This window comes from Herbidospora sp. NBRC 101105 (assembly GCF_030269205.1).
In the GTDB taxonomy this organism is placed as follows: domain Bacteria; phylum Actinomycetota; class Actinomycetes; order Streptosporangiales; family Streptosporangiaceae; genus Herbidospora; species Herbidospora solisilvae.
This window is the reverse complement of the sequence record NZ_BSSX01000001.1, coordinates 1,708,468-1,725,179: the sequence shown is the minus strand read 5'-3', so window position 1 is coordinate 1,725,179 and position 16,712 is coordinate 1,708,468. Positions and strand designations below refer to the sequence as shown.

At 72.1% G+C, this 16,712-nt stretch carries 14 protein-coding genes; 11 read left to right on the top strand and 3 right to left on the bottom strand.

Translation table 11 applies throughout. The features are described 5' to 3' along the window. Positions 1–25 precede the first annotated feature (25 nt). The 8 genes from QSK34_RS37735 (at position 26) to QSK34_RS07480 (ending at position 12,130) form a co-directional block, all read left to right on the top strand. The gene (locus QSK34_RS37735) at positions 26–1,531 is read left to right on the top strand and encodes an IclR family transcriptional regulator domain-containing protein (protein WP_353051368.1); all 1,506 of its coding nucleotides are present in this window, start codon (positions 26–28) and stop codon (positions 1,529–1,531) included. Positions 1,532–1,561: 30 nt separating this feature from the next. Then, complete coding sequence (locus tag QSK34_RS07510; protein ID WP_285581383.1) at positions 1,562–3,163, top strand: RecQ family ATP-dependent DNA helicase; 1,602 nt, start codon at positions 1,562–1,564, stop codon at positions 3,161–3,163. 22 nt (positions 3,164–3,185) lie between these two features. Then, positions 3,186–3,962 (top strand): SDR family NAD(P)-dependent oxidoreductase, encoded by a 777-nt coding sequence (locus tag QSK34_RS07505; protein WP_285581380.1) that lies wholly within the window; start codon positions 3,186–3,188, stop codon positions 3,960–3,962. Beyond that, positions 3,959–4,531 carry a TetR/AcrR family transcriptional regulator gene (locus tag QSK34_RS07500; RefSeq protein ID WP_285581376.1) on the top strand — a complete coding sequence of 191 codons (573 nt, stop codon included), beginning with the start codon at positions 3,959–3,961 and terminating at the stop codon, positions 4,529–4,531. The genes QSK34_RS07505 and QSK34_RS07500 overlap by 4 nt, the downstream gene beginning before the upstream one ends. A gap of 126 nt (positions 4,532–4,657) precedes the next feature. Beyond that, entirely contained in the window at positions 4,658–6,910 is a 2,253-nt protein-coding gene (locus tag QSK34_RS07495) for a glycosyl hydrolase family 18 protein (RefSeq protein WP_285581373.1), read from the top strand. Between the two features lie 119 nt (positions 6,911–7,029). After that, the gene (locus QSK34_RS07490; protein WP_285581369.1) at positions 7,030–7,956 is read left to right on the top strand and encodes an NADP-dependent oxidoreductase; all 927 of its coding nucleotides are present in this window, start codon (positions 7,030–7,032) and stop codon (positions 7,954–7,956) included. Positions 7,957–7,985: 29 nt separating this feature from the next. Continuing rightward, positions 7,986–9,779, top strand: coding sequence for a hypothetical protein (locus tag QSK34_RS07485; protein WP_285581366.1), 1,794 nt, complete (start codon positions 7,986–7,988; stop codon positions 9,777–9,779). Next, positions 9,764–12,130: a Tex family protein gene (locus tag QSK34_RS07480; RefSeq protein ID WP_502875376.1), complete on the top strand. Its 2,367-nt coding sequence runs from the start codon at positions 9,764–9,766 to the stop codon at positions 12,128–12,130. The genes QSK34_RS07485 and QSK34_RS07480 overlap by 16 nt, the downstream gene beginning before the upstream one ends. A gap of 287 nt (positions 12,131–12,417) precedes the next feature. Here the strand turns inward: QSK34_RS07480 and QSK34_RS07475 are convergent, their stop codons facing one another. Genes QSK34_RS07475 through QSK34_RS07465 form a run of 3 tightly spaced genes read right to left on the bottom strand, consistent with a single transcriptional unit; the run spans position 12,418 to position 13,637 of the window. Beyond that, a complete protein-coding gene (locus QSK34_RS07475) occupies positions 12,418–12,831 on the bottom strand; it encodes a hypothetical protein (protein ID WP_285581358.1) in 414 nt (137 codons plus the stop codon). A gap of 54 nt (positions 12,832–12,885) precedes the next feature. Next, a complete protein-coding gene (locus QSK34_RS07470) occupies positions 12,886–13,362 on the bottom strand; it encodes an HAD domain-containing protein (protein WP_285582070.1) in 477 nt (158 codons plus the stop codon). A gap of 20 nt (positions 13,363–13,382) precedes the next feature. Beyond that, entirely contained in the window at positions 13,383–13,637 is a 255-nt protein-coding gene (locus tag QSK34_RS07465) for a helix-turn-helix domain-containing protein (protein ID WP_202609527.1), read from the bottom strand. 65 nt (positions 13,638–13,702) lie between these two features. Here QSK34_RS07465 and map point away from each other — a divergent pair, with 65 nt between their 5' ends. The 3 genes from map to QSK34_RS07450 all read left to right on the top strand — a co-directional run bounded on the left by map (position 13,703) and on the right by QSK34_RS07450 (position 16,702). Then, on the top strand, positions 13,703–14,470 hold the full coding sequence (gene map, locus QSK34_RS07460; RefSeq protein WP_285581355.1) for a type I methionyl aminopeptidase: 768 nt from the start codon (positions 13,703–13,705) through the stop codon (positions 14,468–14,470). Between the two features lie 38 nt (positions 14,471–14,508). Beyond that, positions 14,509–15,162, top strand: a complete 654-nt coding sequence (locus QSK34_RS07455; protein WP_285581353.1) for an alpha/beta hydrolase — start codon at positions 14,509–14,511, stop codon at positions 15,160–15,162. A 448-nt stretch (positions 15,163–15,610) separates the two neighbouring features. Next, positions 15,611–16,702 (top strand): IS630 family transposase, encoded by a 1,092-nt coding sequence (locus QSK34_RS07450; protein ID WP_502875400.1) that lies wholly within the window; start codon positions 15,611–15,613, stop codon positions 16,700–16,702. The last annotated feature ends 10 nt before the right edge of the window (positions 16,703–16,712 follow it).

Below are 16,712 nucleotides of genomic sequence, written 5' to 3'. Positions count from 1 at the left end.
TGCTACCCCCTTTGGACGTGTGTCAATGACCGAGGCAGTCGTGGGGCCGCTGGAGCGCGGGCTCGCCGTGCTGCGGGCGATGGCCGGCGGCGAGCCGTGCCGCCCGAGCGATCTGACCCGCGTCACCGGCCTGGCCCGCTCGACCGTCGACCGGGTGCTGGCCACCCTCGTCGCGACGGGCCTGGCCCGCCCGGCCGGGGCCGATCGGTCGGTACGGCTGACGCCCCGCGTGCTGGCCGTCGGGAACGCCTACCTGTCCGGCAGCGGCGTGCCCGACGCGCTGGGACCCGAGGCGAGCAGGCTCGCGGAGACCCTCGACGAGTCGGTGTCGCTGGCCGTGGCCGACGGCACGGCGGTCCGGTTCGTCACCCAGCTCCCCCGGCGGCGCAGCCGCTCGCTGACGTTCCGGGTGGGCGACCTGGTGCCGGCCGAACGCTGCGCGGCGGGCGCGCTGCTGGCCGCAGAGTGGACCGAGGCCGGGTGGGCCCGCTGGCGGGCGGCCCGGCCGCACACCGTGGTCGCCCCCGACCCGAAGGCCGAGCCGGAGTTCCGCGACCGGGTCAAGGCCGCGCTGGAGGCGGGCTGGGCCCGCGACGACGAGCTCATCGAGCCGGGCCTGATCGCGGTGGCGGTGCCGGTGCGCTCGCGCGGCCGGGTGGTGTGCGCGGTCAGCGTGGTCTCCCACCGCAGCCGCCACACCGTCGAGTCGCTGGCCTCGCTGGCCCTCCCCCGGCTCGACGTCGCCCGGATGGAACACCTCCTGGCGGCCCGCACGCCCACGCGCCCGACGCCGATCGAGATCCCCGCCGACACCCCGGTGCAGTCGCTGGCCCGGGGGCTGGCGGTGCTCACCGCGCTCGGCGGCACGCTGTCGGAGATCGCCGAGGCGACCGGGCTGGCGCGGGCGACCGCCCGGCGGGCGCTGCTGACCCTGGTCGAGCTCGGCTACGCGGTGAAGACGGGCAACCGGTTCGTCGCCCTGCCCAGGGTCCTGGAGCTGGGCTACGCCCGGTTGTCGTCGCTGACCCTGGGCGAGCTCGCCACCCCCCACCTCGCCGCGCTGGCCGAGGCGGTGGGCGAGTCGGCGTCGGTGGCGGTGCTCGACGGGACCGACATCCGTTACGTGGCGCGGGCGCCGGCGTACAAGATCATGAGTGTGGACATCACCGTCGGCACCCGGTTCCCGGCCTACGCCACGTCGATGGGCCGGGTCCTGCTCGCCGACGACGCCGACCTCGGCCACCCCGTGGCGCTGACGCCGCGCACCGTGACCGACCCCGAGCGGCTGCGGGCGCTGATCCGCCGGGCCCGCGCCGACGGCTACGCGATCGTCGAGGACGAGCTCGAAGAGGGCCTCCGCGCGCTGGCCGTGCCGATCCGCGACCGGGGCGGCCGGGTGGTCGCGGCGGTGAACGTCGCCATGACCGGCCAGGTCAGGCCGGGCCTGCTGGCCCATCTGCAGGCCACCGCGCACGCCGTCGAGACCGATCTGGCGCTGGTCGCCGAACGAACCGCGCCCCGCCCGGCCTGAATCGCCCCAGGCCGGGCATAGAGGGCGGCCATGAGGAGAGCGCTCGCGAGATTCCGGCTCGGGTCGACGGCCCGGCGCGTGTTCGGCTGGCAGGGGCTGCGGCCCGGGCAGAAGGAGGCCATGCGGCATCTGGTCGCCGGGCGCGACGTGCTGCTGGTGATGCCGACCGGGGGCGGGAAGTCGGCCGTCTACCAGGTGCCCGCCCTGCTGCTCGACGGCCCGACGGTCGTGGTGTCGCCGCTGATCGCGTTGCAGCGCGACCAGGTGATGAGCCTGCTGAAGGCGGGCACCGGCGCGGTGGCGGTCAACTCGACGCAGTCGGTCGACAAGGGCCTCGACCAGGTCACCGCCGGGACGGCCGAGTTCGTGTTCCTGTCGCCGGAGCAGCTCGCCAAGCCCGAGGTGGTGGAGCGCCTGGCGGCGGCCCGGCCGTCGCTGGTCGCGATCGACGAGGCCCACTGCGTGTCGTCGTGGGGGCACGACTTCCGGCCCGACTACCTGCGGCTCGGCCAGGTGATCGAGAAGCTGGGGCATCCGCCGGTGGTGGCGCTGACCGCGACGGCGGCGCCGAACGTGCGGGCCGAGATCGTGCGGTCGCTCGGGCTGCGCGACCCGGTGGAGATCGTGCGGGGCTTCGACCGGCCGAACCTGACCCTGTCGGCCCGGCGGTTCACCTCCGAGGACGACCGGCGCAGGGCCCTGGTGGAGCACGCCCTCGCGGGCGAGGGCCTGACGCTGGTCTACGTGCCGACCCGGCGGGACGCCGAGGAGTACTGCGCGCTGATGGAGGGCAAGCGGGCCGAGCCGTACCACGCCGGGCTGAAGACGGCCGACCGCAACCGCACCCATGCGCGGTTCGCGGCCGGGGAGCTGGACGTGGTCGTGGCGACCTCGGCCTTCGGCATGGGCATCGACCGCCCCGACGTGCGCCGGGTGCTGCACGCGGGCCCGCCGGAGTCGCCCGACGCCTACTACCAGGAGATCGGCCGCGCCGGCCGGGACGGCCGCCCCGCCGAGGCGGTCCTGTTCTACCGTCCCGAGGACCTGGGCCTGCGCCGGTTCCAGGCCGGCGGCCGGGCCGACCCCGACCTGCTGCTGCGCATGGCGGTGCTGATCCGCGAGCACGGCGGGGTGGTCCCCGCCGGGGAGCTGCGCGACCTGCTCGGCGTCGGCACCACCCGGCTGACCGCCCTGGCCAACCTGCTGGAGCGCGCGGGCGCGCTGGTCCCCGGCGAGCTGCGCTGGGCCCGCCGGCGGCTCACCGCCGAGCGGGCGGTCGAGAGGGCCGTCGAGCTCGACGAGACCCGTCACCGCGTGGACGAGTCGCGCCTGGACATGATGCGCGCCTACGCCGAGACGACCGGCTGCCGCCGCCGTTTCCTCCTGGAGTACTTCGGCCAGCCCTACGGCCGTTCCTGCGGCACCTGCGACACCTGTCACGGGGTGGCCCAGGAGGCGGTCCAGGAGGGGGACGACGGCCCCTTCCCGCTCCAGTCGAAGGTCGAGCACACGGCCTGGGGCGCCGGGACGGTGATGAGCGCCGACCCCGACCGGGTGACCGTGCTGTTCGACTCGGTCGGCTACAAGACGCTGGCCCTGGCCGCCGTCGACGGCCTGTTGAAGAAGATTTAGAGAACTGTTCTAATTTGTCGCCATGAACGTGGTGGTGACCGGAGGAAACCGGGGAATCGGGTACGCCGTCTGCGCCGAGCTGGCGCGGCGGGGGCATCGGGTGGTCGTCGTCGCGCGCGACGCCGCGCGGGGAGAGCAGGCGGTCCGCTCGCTGCCGGGCGAGGCGGTCCTCGTCGTCGGCGACCTGTCGGCCGTGTCGGGCATGCACGAGGTGGCCGGGCGGCTGGCCGAGGCCTGCCCCCGGATCGACGTGCTGGTCCACAACGCGGGCCTGTGGCCGTCGCGGCTCACCCTCACCGCCGACGGCCTGGAGGAGGCGTTCGCGGTCAACCACCTGGCCCCGTTCACCCTGAACCGCCTGCTCGAAGACCGCCTCACCCGGGTCGTGCAGGTCAGCGCGGGCCTCTACGTGAAGGGGAAGGCCGACCCCGACCGCACCCCCTACGGCCACGACTTCCACCCGCTGCGCACCTACGCCGACACCAAGCGCTGCAACGTGGAGACGCTGCCGCTGTTCGCCGAGCGCTGGCGGGAGCGCGGCGTGACGATCGACGCCGTCCACCCCGGCGTGATCAACACCGGCCTGGGCGCGCGGGGCGGGCCGGTCGGGCTGCTGCTCAAAGTGGCCAAGCGGTTCTGGAAGACTCCCGAGCAGGGCGCGGCCCCGGTGGTCGCGCTGACCGAGAGGTCCACCACGGGCCGCTACTACGACGAACTGGAGGAGATCCCGATGAACGTCGACCGCGAGCTCGGCCTGCGGTTGTGGGAGCAGGCCGGGAAGCTCTCGGGAGTCGCGTGAGGCAGGCCCGCAGCGAGGCCACGATCCGCCGGCTGCTCGACACCGCCCTGGAGGCGTTCACCGACGACGACTTCACCCTGCGCGCGGTGACCTCGCGCAGCGGCGTCAGCACGGGCAGCCTCTACCACCACTTCGGCAGCTTCGACGGGCTGGCCGCCGCCCTCTACTCCGAGTGCATGGACGACCTGCTGACCGGCCTGATCGAGGCGGTCGAGGGGGCCGAGGGCACCGAGGAGGGGGTGCGCGCGATCGTGCGCGCCTACCTCGCCTTCGCCCGCGACGAGACCGCACGGGCCCGGTTCATCCACGCCGCGCCCTTCGTCGAGCCGCACGCCGCCGCCGTCGCGGCCCGGAAGGCGCCCCGCATGGACCGGCTGACGGCGTGGTTCGCGCCGCGCGTCGCCGCCGGGGAGATCGCCGACCTGCCCCCGGCGCTGATCGAGATGCTGCTCATCGGGCCGCTCGCCGAGACCACACGCCGGGTGCTGGCCGGTGCGCCGGGCCTCGATCTGGACGAGGCGGCCGCCGCGCTGCCCGGTCCGATCTGGCGTTCCCTGCGCGCCCATTGACGGGATCTGTGACGCGGGTTACGTTCGCCCTAATTAAAAGGAAAGCTTCCTATTAGTTGGACGGGAACCCCCTGTTCCCGGCGCGTCCCGCCGCATTTCCCTTCCCCCCGGACGTGGAGTAGCACGATGAGAAGAGTCCTGACCCTCTTACTGGCGATCGGTGCGCTGATCCTGCCACTGATGTTCGCGCAGTCCGCGGCGTACGGCGCGGTGACCGTGCCCCTGCGGGCCAACGCCAACGGCCCGGCCCTGACCGACGGCGGCGGCAACGCCTGGCTCGCCGACAAGGCCTACTCCAGCGGCAGCTGGGGCTACGAGACGTCCTACGGCTCCGGCTCCACGGGCAGCGCGATCGGCGGCACCACCGACGACGCGCTCTACCAGAACTACCAGCTGTTCAGCGGCTGGGGCGGCTACAAGTTCGACGTGGCCAACGGCACCTACCAGGTCACCCTGAAGATGGTCGAGGACTGGGCGAACGCCGCCGGGCAGCGCAAGTTCGACATCCGGATCGAGAACACCGTGGTGGCCTCGGCGTTCGACGTGTTCGCCTCCTGCGGCGCGCTCACCGCCTGTGACCGCACCTACACCGCGACCGTCTCCGACGGCCAGCTCAACGTGCAGTTCAACATGAACGGCGGCGCCAACTACGCCATCGTCTCGGCGATCCAAGTCACCGGCGGCACCGGCGGCGGCGACACCACCGCGCCGAGCGTGCCCGGCAACCTCCAGGTGACCGGCGTGACCAGCAGCAGCGTCTCGCTGAGCTGGAACGCCTCGACCGACAACGTCGGCGTCACCGGCTACCTCGTCTACCGGGGCGGCACCCTGGTCACCACCGTGACCGGCACGACCTTCACCGACACCGGCCGCGCGGCCAGCACCGCGTACACCTACCAGGTGCGCGCCCGCGACGCCGCGAACAACCAGTCGGGGCTGTCCAACAGCGTCACCGGCACGACGAGCGGCACCACCCCCGACACCACCGCGCCCTCGACGCCGGGCGGCCTGACCGTCACCGGGGTGACCAGCAACAGCGTCTCGCTCGGCTGGAACGCCTCGACCGACAACGTCGGCGTCACCGGCTACCTCGTCTACCGGGGCGGCACCCTGGTCACCACCGTGACCGGCACCTCCTTCACCGACACCGGCCGCGCGGCGAACACCGCGTACACCTACCAGGTGCGCGCCCGCGACGCCGCGAACAACCAGTCGGGGCTGTCCAGCAGCGTCACCGGCACCACCTCCCAGACCGGGACCGGCGGGAACAAGAAGCTGCTCGGCTACTTCGTCCAGTGGGGCGTCTACCAGCGGGCCTACCACGTGAAGAACATCGTCACGAGCGGCTCGGCGGCGAAGCTGACCCACATCAACTACGCCTTCGGCAACGTCCAGAACGGGCAGTGCACCATCGGCGACAGCTACGCCGACTACGAGAAGGCCTACACCGCCGCCGAGAGCGTCGACGGCGTGGCCGACACGTGGGACCAGCCGCTGCGCGGCAGCTTCAACCAGCTGCGCAAGCTCAAGCAGCAGTACCCGCACATCAAGGTCCTGTTCTCCTTCGGCGGCTGGACCTGGTCGGGCGGCTTCGGCCAGGCGGCGCAGAACCCGACCGCCTTCGCCAACTCCTGCTACAACCTCGTCGAGGACCCGCGCTGGGCCGACGTGTTCGACGGCATCGACATCGACTGGGAGTACCCGAACGCCTGCGGCCTGTCCTGTGACACCTCGGGCTTCGCGTCCTTCAAGAACCTGATGCAGGCGCTGCGCAACCGCTTCGGCCAGAACTACCTGGTCACCGCGGCCATCACCGCCGACGGCACCACCGGCGGCAAGATCGACGCGGCCGACTACGGCGGCGCCGCGCAGTACCTCGACTGGTACAACGTCATGACCTACGACTACTTCGGCGCCTTCGCGGCGCAGGGCCCGACCGCCCCGCACTCCCCGCTGTACAGCTACACCGGCATCCCGACGGCCGGCTTCTACAGCGACAACGCGATCCAGAAGCTCAAGTCCAAGGGCGTGCCGGCGTCCAAGCTGCTGCTCGGCATCGGCTTCTACGGCCGCGGCTGGACCGGCGTCACCCAGGCCACCCCGGGCGGCACCGCGACCGGGGCCGCGCCCGGCACCTACGAGGCGGGCAACGAGGACTACAAGGTCCTGAAGAACACCTGCCCGCCCACCGGCACCATCGCGGGCACCGCCTACGCCAAGTGCGGCAGCAACTGGTGGAGCTACGACACCCCGTCCACGATCACCGGGAAGATGACCTATTCGAAGGACCAGAGCCTCGGCGGCGCCTTCTTCTGGGAACTCAGCGGTGACACGAGCAACGGCGAACTCATCACGTCCATGAAGAACGGCCTCGCATAACACCTTTCAACCAGAAACCCCGGGCGTTTCCGCCCGGGGTTTCTTTTTCTGATCTTTTGGTTGAAATATCTACTACGATCATCAGCTTCGGGGCCCCCGGACTCACTGGAGGAGAACCAATGCGCGCGGTGGTCGTCAGGAAATACGGGGGCCCGGAGGCCCTCGAGACCGTGGAGGTCCCGGCCCCCGAGCCGGGCCCAGGCCAGGTCCGCATCCGGGTCGAGGCGGCGGCGGTCAACCCCGTCGACCTGTTCATCCGCGGCGGCGGCCTGCTCATGCACGGCGCCCCGGCCCGGGAGCAGACCGGCATGGGCTGCGACGTCGCCGGCGTCGTGGAGGCCCTCGGCCCGGACGTCACCGGGGTCGCCGTCGGCGACCGCGTCCTGGCCGCCTCCACCTGGGGCGGCTTCAACCGCGACTTCGGCCCGTACGCCGACCAGGCGGTCATCGCCGTCGACGAACTCGCCCCCGCGCCCGCCGACTGGCCCGCCGAGCGGGCCGCCGGCCTCCCGCTGCCCGGCCTGACGGCCTGGCAGTGCCTCGACATCCTGAACCTGCCGGAGGGCTCGACCCTGCTGGTCACCGGCGCCGCCGGCAGCGTGGGCGGCATGCTGGTGCAGCTCGCCGCGCTGCGCGGCCTCACGGTCGTCGCGCTGGCGCGTTCCACCGACGAGGAGGAGCTGCGCGCCCTCGGCGCGCACTACGTGGTCGACGACGTCGCGAAGGTCCGCGAGCTGCTGCCCGAGGGCGTGGACGCGGCCGTCGACCCGGCGAAGCTCATGGAGGCCGCCCACGACGCGGTGCGCGACGGCGGCCAGTTCGTGGCCGTGGTCGTCGACGGCGCGCCCGCCGACGGCCGGGGCATCACGTCGCAGGTCATGTGGGCCCACTCGGCCCGCGAGCAGCTCGACGCGCTCGTGGGGCTGGTGGACGCCGGCAAGGTCAGGGTCCGGGTGGCCGCCACCTATCCGCTCACCGAGGCCGCCGCCGCGCACACGCGGATGGCCGAGGGCGGATTGCGGGGACGGCTCGTTCTCCTGCCGTAATCCTGACAATCTGGAATGCTGCCGGTCATATGCGCCTACGAGTCACGCCCATCGGCGAACCGCTGACCGGCCATTCCGCCCCCGTCGCCGGGGTGGCCCTCCATCCCGGCGGCGACCTGATCGCCACCTCCGACGACACGGGCCTCATCCGCTACTCCACGGGCGTGGAGATGAGCGGGTCCCCGTACACGATGACCCTGGCCTTCCACCCCGACGGCCACCTGCTCGCCTCCGGCGGCGAGGACGGCGCCGTCCGCCTGTGGGACCTGTCCGGGGTGCCGGCCGGCGAGCTGAAGGGCCACGACGACGTCGTGACCGCCGTCGGCTTCCACCCCGACGGCCACCTGCTGGCCAGCGCGGGCTGGGACCACACGATCCGCCTCTGGGACCCGGTGACCCGGATGCCGGTCGGCGACCCCCTGACCGGTCACACCGGCCGGGTCGTCGACCTGGCCTTCCACCCCGCCGGGCACCTGCTGTCCACCGCCGCCCAGGACGGCACGGTCCGCCTGTGGGACGCCGGCACCGGCCAGCCGGTGGGCGACCCCGTCCCCGGCGAGGGCGTCGCCTTCCTGGCCGGACGGCTGGTCATCGTCGGCCCCGACCGCCTCGCGCGGGCCGACGACGAGGTGATCGTCCCCGAGCCGGTGTCCGGGCTGGCCGCCCGCGGCGACGTGCTCGCCGCCGTGAACTGGGACGGCTCCATTTCCCTGTACGACCTGAGCGCCGCCCCCCTGGCCCGGGTGAGCGGCCACACGGGCGCCGTCCAGGCCGTGGCCCTCGGCCGGTCGCTCATGGTGAGCGTCGACGACCGCGGCGAGGTGCGGCGGTGGCGGGTCGACGGACTGCCCGAGGAGGAGCCGTCCGACCACGTCGCCCGGCTGCGCCGCTCCCTGGTCACCCTCCAGCACACCCACGCGGTGGCCCGGCGGGTCCGCGACGACCTGCACCGCCGCCTCGAGGAACGCGACGACCTCGTGCGACGGCTGACCGCCCGCGTCGACGAACTGGAGACCCGGATGACCTCGGCGGCCGTCGCCCGCCGGTTGACCGGCCACGACGCGCCCGTCCACGGGGTGGCGTTCCACCCGCGCGGCCACCTGCTGGCCACCGCCGACCGGGCGGTCCGGTTGTGGGACCCGGTGACCCGCGACCAGATCGGCGACCCGCTGCCCGGCGGCCCGGTCGTCGCCTTCCACCCCGGCGGCCACCTGCTGGCGGCCGCCTGCGCCGACCACACCGTCCGGCTCTGGGACCCCGGCACCCGGCGCTCCTTCGGCGAGCCCCTGACCGGGCACACCGGCCCGGTGACCTCGGTGGCCTTCCACCCCTCCGGCGATGTCATCGCGACCGCGAGCGCCGACGGCACGGTCCGGGTGTGGGACACCGTCATGGGCCGGCAGCTGAGCGAGCGGCCCGGCACCCGCGTGGTCTTCGCCGGCGACGAGCTCGTGGTCGGGGCGAGCGCCGCGTGCGGCCATCTGGTGGCGACCGTCCTGCCGGGGGGCGCGGTGGCGCTGGCGAACCGGCGGACCCGCGCGACGCGCGAGCTGACCGGCCACACCTCCGGCGTGCGCGCCGTGGCCTTCGACGGCACGGGCGAGCTGCTGGCCACCGGCGGCGGTGACCGTACCGTCCGGATCTGGGACACCGCGAGCGGCGCGGAACTGGCCGTCCTCACCGGCCACACCTCCGCCGTCAACGGCGCCGCCTTCCACCCCGACGGCCACCTGCTGGCCACCACCTCGGACGACTGCACCACCCGGCTCTGGCCGACCAGGCTCGGCGGGCACGCCGGTCCGGCAGAATGGGCCGGAGCCTAGGGAGAAGGAAGATCGTGATCCAGTCGATCAACCAGCGGATCGCCGAGGAACTCGGCGTACGTGAGCGGCAGGTCGCCGCGGCCGTCGATCTGCTCGACGGCGGCGCGACGGTGCCGTTCATCGCCCGCTACCGCAAGGAAGCGACCGAAATGCTCGACGACGCGCAACTGCGCGCGCTGGAGGAGCGGCTGCGCTACCTGCGGGAGATGGAGGAGCGCCGCACCGCGATCCTGGAGTCGATCCGGTCGCAGGGCAAGCTCGACGACGCGCTCGAGGCGCAGATCATGGCGGCCGACTCGAAGGCCCGGCTGGAGGACATCTACCTCCCCTACAAGCCGAAGCGCCGCACCAAGGCCCAGATCGCCCGCGAGGCCGGCCTCGAACCGCTGGCCGACAAGCTGCTCGCCGACCCGAACCTCGACCCGGCGGCCACGGCGGCCGGCTTCGTCGGCGAGAACGTCGCCGACGCCGCGGCGGCCCTGGAGGGCGCCCGCGCGATCCTGATCGAGCGCTTCGGCGAGGACGCCGACCTGATCGGCACCCTCCGCGAGTCGATGTGGACCCGGGGGCGGCTGATCTCGGCCGTGCGTGAGGGCAAGGAGGAGGCCGGGGCCAAGTTCTCCGACTACTTCGACTTCGCCGAGCCGTTCGCCAAGCTGCCCTCCCACCGCGTCCTGGCGATGTTCCGGGGCGAGAAGGAGGAGGTGCTCTCCCTCACGCTGGAGCCCGAGGAGCCCCAGGAGGGCCCCTCGACGTTCGAGGTGCGCATCGCGACCCGGTTCGGCATCTCCGACCAGGGGCGGCCGGCCGACAAGTGGCTCTCCGACACCGTGCGGTGGGCCTGGCGCACCCGCATCCTCGTGCATCTGGGCATCGACCTGCGCATGCGCCTGTGGCAGGCGGCCGAGGACGAGGCCGTGCGGGTGTTCGCGGCCAACCTGCGCGACCTGCTGCTGGCCGCCCCGGCCGGCACCCGGACGACGATGGGCCTCGACCCCGGCCTGCGCACCGGCGTGAAGGTCGCCGTGGTCGACGCGACCGGCAAGGTCGTCGACACCGCCACCATCTACCCCCACGAGCCGAAGCGGCAGTGGGACCAGTCGCTCGCCGTGCTCGGGGCGCTCTGCCAGAAGCACAAGGTCGAGCTGGTCGCGATCGGCAACGGCACCGCCTCCCGCGAGACCGACAAACTCGCCGGCGAGCTGGTCGGCCTGGTGCCCGGCCTGACGAAGATCATGGTGTCCGAGGCCGGGGCGTCGGTCTACTCGGCGTCGGCCTTCGCCTCGCAGGAACTGCCCGGCCTCGACGTGTCGCTGCGCGGCGCCGTCTCCATCGCCCGCCGGCTCCAGGACCCGCTGGCCGAGCTGGTCAAGATCGACCCCAAGTCGATCGGCGTCGGCCAGTACCAGCACGACCTGGCCGAGCAGAAGCTCTCCCGTTCACTCGACGCGGTGGTCGAAGACTGCGTGAACGCCGTCGGCGTCGACGTCAACACCGCGTCGGCCCCGCTGCTGACCCGGGTGTCGGGCATCGGCTCGACCCTGGCCGACAACATCGTGCAGCACCGCGACGCCAACGGCCCGTTCCGCTCGCGGTCGGCGCTCAAGCAGGTGCCGCGCCTGGGCCCGAAGGCGTTCGAGCAGTGCGCGGGCTTCCTGCGCATCCCCGGCGGCGACGACCCGCTCGACGCCTCCAGCGTGCACCCCGAGTCCTATCCGGTGGTCCGCAAGATCCTGACGGCGACCGGCAGCGACCTGCGCACCCTGATCGGCAACACCGCCGCGCTGCGCTCGCTGAAGCCGGCCGACTTCGTCGACGGCACGTTCGGCCTCCCGACGGTGACCGACATCCTCGGCGAACTGGAGAAGCCCGGCCGCGACCCGCGCCCGGCGTTCAAGACGGCCGCCTTCAAGGAGGGCGTCGAGAAGATCTCCGACCTGCAGAAGGGCATGATCCTCGAAGGCGTGGTCACCAACGTGGCGGCCTTCGGCGCGTTCGTGGACGTCGGCGTCCACCAAGACGGGCTGGTCCACGTGTCGGCCATGTCGAACACCTTCGTGAAGGACCCGCGCGACGTCGTCAAGCCGGGCGACATCGTGAAGGTGAAGGTGCTGGAGGTCGACATCCCCCGCAAGCGCATCTCGCTGACGCTGCGCCTCCAGGACGAACCGGCCCGCCAGCAGGCCCCGCGCCAGGAACGCGGCGAGCGGCAGCCGCGCCAGGACCGGCAGGACCGCCAGCCCCGTCAGGGCCGTCAGGACCGCCGCCAGTCGTCGCCGCCGCCGGGCGGCGCGATGGCCGAGGCGCTGCGGCGCGCGGGCCTGACCGACGACGGCCGCAAGAAGCGCTGACCTTCGCCGAAGGGCCGGCCATGGGTGATGGCCGGCCCTTCGTGTTCGATGCCCGAGGCCGGGCAGGAGGCCTTCGAAGGGCTGTCCGGGTACACCTGCGCCGACGCCACTCCGGCGTGCGTGGCTCGTCCGCCGGGGGTGCGACACCACCGGCGAGCAGCACCGCCTGGAGGACATCCCCGTCTTCGACACCTCCAGCTTCCACGAGGACGCCCGCACCCGATCAGCGCAGTTCTGCGCTCCGGCACGCTGACGCCCTTTATGGGGCCCTCTCCTCGCGTGAACCCTTAGTCGACGGAGAAGCTCCCGGTGAGGGGCGGAACACGGCTGCCGTGACCGGGCTGGACCGTGATGCTCGGGGTCAGGCAGAACGGATCGAGATAGACGCGGACAGGCCTGTCGGTCTGGTTGTTCAGCTGGGTGCTGGCGAGCGGCAGTTTGTGACAGCCATCGGGGTCGTTGTAAATCGACAGCGGGGTGAACTCGGTGCTGAACACGACCACCTGGCCGGTGGCGGCGTGGGCCGGGATCGGCGCGCCCAGCACACTCATGACGGAACCCGCGGCAACCACGACGACGAACCCCAGCCGGGACTTCGAAGACATCCGTGCTCCAGTGAAAAGGGCCCGCGTATCGGGCCGGCACCACTGGTATTCCATGATCCTTTGCTCCATCAGCCGGCTACCGGAGATCTTGGTCAAGTCAATACCTCCGACGACGACGCCGCCTGACGTGACGCGGATCAGGGGGCCACTTCACCCCGACGTGAGCCAGGCCCGCGCCTGCCGGAGGTGGGCGTCGCGGATGCCGCGGCTTGAGCCGACGTACAGGAGCCGGAACCGGCCGACGTTCGGGTGGGCCTCCAGCCAGAGCCGGTCGGCCCGCCCGAGGTCGTCGTCGAACCAGACGAAGGGGCGGCGGTCGACGAACTCGGCGACGGCCGGGATCTTCCAGCAGCAGCCGGGGCCCTCCGCGCCCCGGCCCTTGTCGACCTCGATGACCGGCAGTTCGGGCAGCCCGAGGATTGGGCCGATGCTCGTGTTGGCGTCGTGCTGCCAGGTGGTCGCCCACACCAGTTCGGCCCCGGTCGCGTGGGCGAGCGCCAGCAGCAGCGGGCCGTGGGCCGGGTTCAGCCAGAGCAGGTAGGGCTGACCGGCGGCCGTGCACGTGTACGGCCCCCACTCCGGCCCCGGTCGCCGGAACGGGTTCAGCACCCCGTCGACGTCGAGCAGGATGAGGGGCCGGCCGGTCGTCAGGCGGCGCGCTCCGCCGTGGTGATCTCGGCGAGGACGTCGAGGGAGATGCCCAGCGCGGCGGCCAGGGCGGCGATGGTGAAGAACGCCGGGGTCGGCACGCGGCCGGTCTCGATCTTGCGGAGGGTCTCGGGGCTGATGCCGGCGGTGGCGGCGACCTCGGTCATGCTGCGGTCGCCGCGCGCCTGGCGGAGCAGGGCGCCCAGGCGGTTGCCGCGTTCGTGGTCGAGTTCGGTGAGCGGTGGTCGGACCATGCACGCGATCATAGCAACACGTGATAACAATACCGGTATAAGTATTGGATCCACGGGAGCAGACCATGGTTGAGATCAAGACCGCCACCGAACTGGACGCCATGCGCGAGGCCGGAAGAGTGGTGGCCAGAGCCCTGCAGGCCGTCCGCGAGGCCATCGTCCCGGGAGTGCGCCTCCTGGAACTGGACGAGGTCGCCGCGACCGTCATCAGGGAACACGGCGCCAAGCCCGCCTTCCTGCACTACCAGCCCCGCTTCGCGCCGACCCCCTTCCCCGCCGTCATCTGCGCGTCCGTCAACGACGTGATCGTGCACGGCATCCCCGACCGCTACCGGGTCCGCCTGGGCGACGTGGTCAGCATCGACTGCGGCGCCTACCTCGACGGCTGGGCCGGCGACTCGGCCTTCACGATGATCGTCGGCCCCGGCGACCCGGCGGACCAGTCCCTCGTCGCCACCGCCGAGCAGGCCCTGGCGGCGGGCATCGCCGCCGCCGTGCCCGGGAACCGGCTCGGCGACATCGGCGCGGCCATCGGAGCGGTCGGCCGGGCCGCCGGATACGGCATCCCGCAGGACTTCGGCGGCCACGGCATCGGCCGGCACATGCACGAGGACCCCCACGTCGCCAACGAGGGCCGCCCCGGGCGGGGACTGGTGCTGAAGCCGGGCATGACGCTGGCGATCGAGCCGATGTTCATGTCCGGGGGGAAGGACCGCTACCTGACGGCGGCGGACGGCTGGGCCCTGCACACCGTCGACGGCAGCCGGGCCGTGCACGTCGAGCACAGCATCGCGGTGACCGACGACGGCCCGCGGGTGCTGACTTCCCTCTGAAACCCGTCCGTTCCGGGCTCCGCTCCGAATGAGATGTCATGGAGAGCATGCCGTACACGACCGTCCATCCCGCCCGGGGCACGACGCGCCTCGTCACGTTGGTGCTGCACGGCGGCAGGGAGGTCGGGCCGGGGCCGACGAGCGCGTGGCAGCTCGCCGTCCTGCGGATGGTGCCCTTCGCCTGGGCGATCCGGAACGCGGGGACGCGCCGGGGGGTCGCGGTCTGGCGGGTGCGGTACCGGGTGCGCGGCTGGAACGGGCCGGCCGCCTCTCCCGTCGGTGACGTAGAACGGGTCCTGGAGCAGGTGCGGCTCGCGCACGGGGACGACGTGCCGGTCGTGATGGTCGGGCATTCGATGGGCGGGCGGACGGCGTTGCGGGCCGCGGGGCATCCAAGCGTGCGGGGGGTGGCGGCGCTGGCGCCCTGGTTGCCGAAGGGGGAGCCGGTGGAGCAGCTCAGGGGGCGGCGGGTGCTGCTGGCGCACGGGACTACCGACCGGGTGACCTCTCCTCGGGCGACCCACCATTACGCCGACCGGGTCCGGGAGGTGACGGGGGACGTCAGGGTGGTGGACGTGCCCGGGGAGAACCATGCGATGGTGCGGAAGCCGGGCTACTGGCATGACCTGTCGGCGGACTTCGTGCTCTCTTTCTTGCCTGGGAGCTCAAGCGGGCGGTCTTTTAATCCGTAGGTTCAGGGTTCGAATCCCTGGCGCCCCACCACTTATGACCCGATTTGACCGGTGGTTATGCTCCGGTTTGGGGCCTCGGCAGCGAGGCGCGATCGTCCATGGTTGCTCGCCGGTTGCTCATTGGTACGTCCCCGCGCCGGGCGAAGATCGCTAAGCGGACCGGCGTCACGTCGGACCCAAATGACGGCCACAGAACATCCCCCGAGAACGGGTTTTCGAGTCCCGCTTCACCTCGACCGGGTCGTCCCAGGGTCAAGGATCGGTCAACACGCAGAGGCCCCGGGGAACGTCGTTCAGAATGACAGCCGTTTTGACGGCCTCTCCTAGTGCTGTGACCGGAAACCTTCACCGGTCTCGCGTGTAGCCGCTGGCGTCGTTTGGATGTGTCCTACATGTCCGGCCGACGCGAGGAGGCGCGGTGGGAGAACCGGTCCGAGTACGAAGACTGATGGACGCCGAAGGGCAGAAACTCCAGCAGATCGTCCGCCGGGGCAGCACCAGTTCGGTCCGCTACCGGCGGGCGATGATCGTGCTGGCCTCGGCCGGGGGCAACACCGTCCCGGTGATCGCCCGCCTGGTGGCCGCTGATGAGGACACCGTCCGCGATGTCATCCACCGGTTCAACGAGATCGGGCTGGCCTGCCTGGACCCTCGGTGGGCGGGAGGCCGTCCCCGCCTGCTCAGCGATGACGAGGAAGCCTTCGTCATCCAGATGGCCACCACCCGCCCGGCCAAGCTCGGGCAGCCCTTCACCCGCTGGTCGATCCGCAAACTGGCCGCCTACCTGCACCGCCTGCCCTCCCGGCCGCTGGTCATCGGCCGGGAGGCCTTACGCACCCTGCTCGCCCGCCGGGGGATCACCTTCCAGCGCACCAAGACCTGGAAGGAATCCCCCGACCCAGGCTTCGACGCCAAGCTGGACCGGATCGAGTACGCCCTGACCCAGCGTCCGGAGCGGACTTTCGCCTTCGATGAGTTCGGCCCGCTGGGTATCCGCCCCACCGCCGGATCCGGGTGGGCCGAGCAGGGCCGGCCGGGCCGGTTGCCGGCCACCTACCGCCGCACCCAGGGGATCACCTATTTCCACGGCTGCTACTCCGTCGGCGATGACCTGCTCTGGGGCGTCAACCGGCGCCGCAAAGGCATCGACCACACCTGGGCGGCGCTCAGGTCGATCCGCGCGGCCCGGCCGGACGGCGCCCCCATCTACGTCATCTTGGACAACCTGTCGGCGCACAAGAACTGGCGCATCCGCACCTGGGCGAGGAAGCACAAGGTCGAGTTGTGTTTCACCCCGACCTACGCCTCCTGGGCCAACCCGATCGAGGCACACTTCGGGCCGCTGCGCCAGTTCACGATCGCCAACTCTGATCATCCCAACCACACCGTCCAGACCCGGGTTCTGCACGCATATCTGCGCTGGCGCAACCTCAACGCCCGCCATCCGGACGTGCTGGCCGCCCAAAGCCGTGAACGCGCCCGCGTCCGCAGCGAGAAAGGCATCAGGTGGGGCGGCCGACCGCTGTCACCTGCGGCCTGACCACCGTCCA